This window comes from uncultured Maricaulis sp. (assembly GCF_905480005.1).
GTDB lineage: Bacteria > Pseudomonadota > Alphaproteobacteria > Caulobacterales > Maricaulaceae > Maricaulis.
Genome location: NZ_CAJQOO010000015.1, coordinates 1 through 2,551, shown reverse-complemented (window position 1 = coordinate 2,551; position 2,551 = coordinate 1). Strand labels below are relative to the sequence as shown.

General features: G+C 61.7%; 2 protein-coding genes. One reads left to right on the top strand and one right to left on the bottom strand.

The features are described from left to right. The coding region (locus QZ266_RS02425) for a sodium:alanine symporter family protein (protein ID WP_295691360.1) at positions 1-1,573 on the bottom strand (1,573 nt) is incomplete at its 3' end. Positions 1,574-1,738: 165 nt separating this feature from the next. Here QZ266_RS02425 and QZ266_RS02420 point away from each other — a divergent pair. Further along, on the top strand, positions 1,739-2,551 hold an 813-nt coding region (locus tag QZ266_RS02420), incomplete at its 3' end, for a S41 family peptidase (RefSeq protein ID WP_295691358.1).

The window sequence follows — 2,551 nt, the reverse complement described above, 5'->3', positions numbered from 1 at the left end:
CATCGGCCTCGGCAGCCGAAGCGTCGTCGACATGTGCACTGGCGTCGTAATCGACATCCAGCGACCCATCGACGATTTTGGCGTCATGCTCCTTGGTGATCTTGAAGATCGCTCCAGAGAGCAAGAGCAGCGCGATAAGGTTCGGGGCTGCCATCGCCGCATTGGCAATGCCGCCCAGTCGCCAGATCACATCGACCTGCTGAAGCGCGCCGATGAAAACGAACGCCACCCAGACGAGGCGGAAAGGCAGAACCATCTTCTCACCGCCGAGGAAGGCGATGGCCCGCTCACCATAATAGGACCAGCCCAGAATGGTGGTGAAGGCGAAGAAGGCCAGGATCAACGCGATATACCAATCACCCATCGGCAATGCCGAGGCATAGGCACCCTGCGTGACCTGAATACCTTCCAATCCGGCCTGCCAGGCATAGCCGATCGTTTCGCCGGCCTCGTTATAGACGAAATCACCGGTCACTGTGAGGATAACCAGCGCGGTCATGGTGCAGATCACCATCGTGTCCAGGAAGGTACCGACCATGGCGATCTTGCCTTGCTGGACCGGGTCCTTGGTACGAGCGGCGGCGTGGGCGATCGGAGCAGAACCCTGACCGGCCTCGTTGGAGAACAGGCCACGTTCAACACCGAAGCGGATGCCCGCGGCGATCGACGCGCCCAGGAAACCACCCGCCGCAGCTTGCGGCTCGAACAAACCCTGGAAGATCGACATGAAGGCTGCCGGCACTTCTGCGATGTTCATCACCAGAGTGACAAGCGCGACCAGGACATAGGTCACGGCCATGGCTGGCACGACCCGGCCGGCCACGGAGCCGATCGACTTGATGCCGCCGATGATCACGATGAAGGTCACGACAGCGAGAATGGCGCCGACGATCATCTTCGAGGACATTGCGTCCGGATCCATCAGGCCGCCATTACCCAGCGCCGTCACGAGGCCGTTGGTCAGCGAGTTGGACTGGATCATGTTGCCGGTCGCCAGGGCCGAGAACAGCGTCCCGACAGCAAACAGAACGGCAAGCCACATCCAGCTGCGGCCGAGACCGTTCCTGATGTAGTACATGGGACCACCAGCCACGCTGGAATTGCCGTCCTTGGGATGCTCGCGATAGCGGACGGCGAGCATGGATTCACCGTAGGCCGAGGCCATGCCGACCAAGGCCGTGATCCACATCCAGAAGATTGCGGCCGGGCCGCCCAGCGTGATCGCGGTTGCGACGCCGGCAAGATTACCCGTGCCGACCTGGCCAGACAGGGCTGTTGCGAGTGCCTGGAAGGGCGAGATCGCGCCGTCTTCCTTGTCGTGGCCGCCTGTAAAGATCGAACGGAAGGCGCGCGGCAGCTGACGAAGCGGCATGAAGCGCAAGCCAATCATCAGATACAGGCCGGTGCCCAGAAGGAGAATAGTGATCGGACCGACAGGCAGGATGACCTGGTCACCCCAATTGCCGCCCCAGAGAAAATCACTGAAGGTCTCGATGCCGCCGACGACCGTTTCGTAGAGCGCGGTCAAACCGTCCGTCGAACCAGCCTCCGTCGCGGTAGATTCCTGATACATGAAAACGTGTCCCCTCCCCGGACAAGATTGAAGATCGGCAGCACACTAGGCAGTCCGGTCCATGCCTGAAAGGCTTTTATTCGTCTCCATTGCAGCCTGATGAACCCCAATTAAGTTGAGTCCACATGGTTTTGGCGGATGCTTGCGGGCCAAGAGGGGGTCACAATGCTCAAACAAATCACGACAGGCTTGGTCTCGGGCGCGCTGGTTCTCGCACTTTCATCAACCACATCAGCCCAGACATCCATCAGTGACTCAGAGCGCGACGCGGCAGTCACCGCTCTCGCACAAGTGATCGAGGACGAGTTCTTCGACGCCGAGCGCGCGGCGCAAATCGCCGAAGACCTGCGGTCAGCGAGTTCCGACGGCGCCTTCGACGTCATTGAGGAAGCCGAGGCCCTGGCGTCCGCCCTGACCGCACGCCTGTCGGAAGAAGACCGCCATTTCGGCGTCAATTATGTTGGCCCGGAGGCGGTCGCCGCCGCCAACGCCCCCCGCGAGAGCGGCCCGCGCCCGTCTGACGGTGATCGCTGGGCCCCGCTGCGTCGCCAGAATTTCGGATTTGCCAGCGTCGAGATCCTGCCTGGCAATATCGGCTATATCGACCTGCGCCAATTCGCTCCGATCGAGCCGGCGGAGTCTACGGCCCGCGCCGCGCTGCAATTTGTCGCCGGGACCGATGCGGTGATTTTCGATGTGCGCCAGAATGGCGGTGGTGCCCCCTCCATGGTGCAATATCTGATCAGCCATTTCCTCGCGCCAGGCGGCGACACGCTGATCAACACCTTCGTCTCCCGTGACCTGGAATATCCCAACCAGCTCTGGTCGCTGCCATCCCATCCGGCCGGCAATCGCCCTGATGTGCCGCTCTACGTCCTCACCAGCGCCCGGACCGGGTCAGCCGGTGAAGCCTTTCCCTATCATCTCAAGGCCCTCGAGCGCGCCACCATTATCGGCGAGTCCACCTATGGCGCCGGC